This window comes from Vibrio sp. V03_P4A6T147 (assembly GCF_002241085.1).
In the GTDB taxonomy this organism is placed as follows: Bacteria; Pseudomonadota; Gammaproteobacteria; order Enterobacterales; family Vibrionaceae; genus Vibrio; species Vibrio anguillarum.
In genome coordinates, this window is record NZ_NDIO01000097.1 from 1 (window position 1) to 2,261 (window position 2,261).

The window sequence follows — 2,261 nt, forward strand, 5'->3', positions numbered from 1 at the left end:
TTGTAAAACTTCATCATAGCGCCCTTTCATTGGCAGCTTTAAGTTGAAGATGGCTTCTTTCGCCCAACCCTTGAGGATCCACTGCCCCATTAAATGCGCAACACGAGCTGGCTTTTCAATCATGTCACACACAATCCAAGTCACGTTCTTGCGTGGCGGCTCAAATTTAAAACCATCCTCGGCATGGTGTTTCACTTGTCCTGTGTCCATCAAACTTTCAGCCATTAGACCGTTGTCGATAGCATGAACAAACATCGAACGCTTTACCAGTTGGTAAGTCCAGCCCCCCGGGCATGCGCCCAAGTCTACCGCCCACATTCCCGGAGCCAAACGTTCATCCCACTCTTCACGAGGAATAAACACATGGAAAGCCTCTTCCAACTTCAGTGTGGAACGACTTGGCGCATCGGCTGGGAATTTCAAACGAGGAATACCCATGAAAAAAGGCGAGTTATTGTTGGTGTACGAATACCCGACGAAGCAGTGGCCGGGTTGAATAAAACAGACATGTAGCACAGGTCTCTTCGCCGACTCTTTGTTAGATAGAATCCCCTTGCCACGTAACGCTTGACGCAATGGCACGGTAAACTTACGACAAAATTTGAGCAACTCTTTCGCTTCATTGGTATCTGGCGTTTCAATGCGAATGTCACCACAACGCGGAAAACCCTCAAGTTCGGCGAGTTCAGATAAGATAGGCGAAATACGATCATCTTTAGGTAAATCGCTAAATTCCGCCGCTACCGCAAACATCTGACGAGCAAAAATAAGCGATTGGAAATCGATCTCTTTAATCAGCTTATCAGCATCACCGGCCTGATAGCACTCAAACAAAACGTAACCCGTATTGTTTTTCAAACGAGGAAAACCAAAAACCTCTAGCTTAGTCGCTTTATCTTGGATCTCTCCGGCACACTCTTTTTCAAAGCCTGCACGACAATAGAGCATTACGTGTTTCACTGGTCCACCTCTTGAATATTAAGTGCTGCATAGCCAAACACTCCCCACCCTAGCATAAAGAACACGCCACCAAATGGCGTGATCGGGCCAAACCACTTGATGCCCGTGAGTGCTAAAGCGTAAAGACTGCCGCTAAAACAAAGGACGCCGATGATAAAGCAAATTGCCGCAATGAAAAAATATTTTTGTGCTTTCGATCCCAAACGACAACGCAGCAAAATACCACACGCTAATATGGCTAAAGCGTGAATCGATTGGTACTGCACTCCCGTTTCAAACACCGAAAGCAAGTAAGGGGTTAAATACGCTTTTAGGCCGTGCGCCGCAAAAGCTCCTAGAGCGACACCAACGCCCGCCATAAAAGCCGCGATAGTGAGCAATAACTTACTCTTCATCTAGCAATACCTCTTGTTCCCTTCTGGCTTTTTTGAGCATCCAATCACGGAAAGTGGCGATGCGCCCCATATCGGCCTGCTTCTCGTGACAGACCACATAGAAAGCATTTTTAGTCATCAGCACTTCGTCAAAAGGCGCAATCAAGCGACCCGCTTCCAGCTCTGGCTGAGCTAACACGTTATTCCCCAGTGCGATACCTTGCCCATGCGCCGCCGCTTGCAGCACCATGGTCGAATGGCTAAAGATGGGGCCGTGGTTGACATTCACCCCTTCAAGATCGTTCTCTTTGGCAAACTGTTTCCAATCTTTACGTGAAGTATCGTGTAGCAGCGTATGGCGTGTTAGATCGTCCAGTGTTTCTAAAGGTTTAGGGCCTAGCAGCAGTGAAGGAGAACAAAGCGGGATCAAAAACTCTTGATACAACTTATCCGCGCGTAAACCAGGCCAGTTACCTCGTCCATAATAAATCGCCACATCCACATCATCGGTTAACGAACCTTCATCCATATCAACCGCTTTGATACGCACATCAATATCCGGCTCTTGCTGGTTAAAATCGGCCAGACGCGGCACGAGCCACTGAATCGCAAAACTCGGCGGTAAACTAATGGTTAATGCCCCTTTCTCACTGCGCTCTAGTACCTTATCGGTGGCTTCAGAGAGTGCGGTGAAGATATCTTTAATGTCGAGAAAGTAACTTTGCCCTTCTTCTGTCAATAGCAGAGAACGATTACGACGGCGAAATAGCTTTAACCCTAAAAATTCCTCTAACGCTTTGATTTGATGACTGACTGCGGCTTGTGTCACAAATAGCTCTTCCGCAGCGCGAGTAAAACTCAGCTGGCGAGCTGCCGCTTCAAACACTTTCAGCGAGTTTAATGTGGCAATCTTCTGGACATAGGTAC

Annotated in this window: 2 protein-coding genes and 1 pseudogene; all 3 read right to left on the minus strand. The window is 47.4% G+C overall.

Annotated elements, in window-relative coordinates; translation table 11 throughout:
• Positions 1-960 (minus strand): 23S rRNA (cytidine(2498)-2'-O)-methyltransferase RlmM (rlmM, locus tag B9J84_RS03590; protein ID WP_094123552.1); only part of this gene is annotated, 960 nt, incomplete at its 3' end.
• Complete coding sequence (locus B9J84_RS03595) at positions 957-1,355, minus strand: DUF423 domain-containing protein (protein ID WP_013857395.1); 399 nt, start codon at positions 1,353-1,355, stop codon at positions 957-959. The genes B9J84_RS03595 and rlmM, both read right to left, overlap by 4 nt.
• Positions 1,345-2,255, minus strand: a pseudogene (locus tag B9J84_RS03600) (transcriptional regulator GcvA). The gene B9J84_RS03595 and the pseudogene B9J84_RS03600 overlap by 11 nt, the downstream one beginning before the upstream one ends.
• Positions 2,256-2,261: the final 6 nt, after the last annotated feature.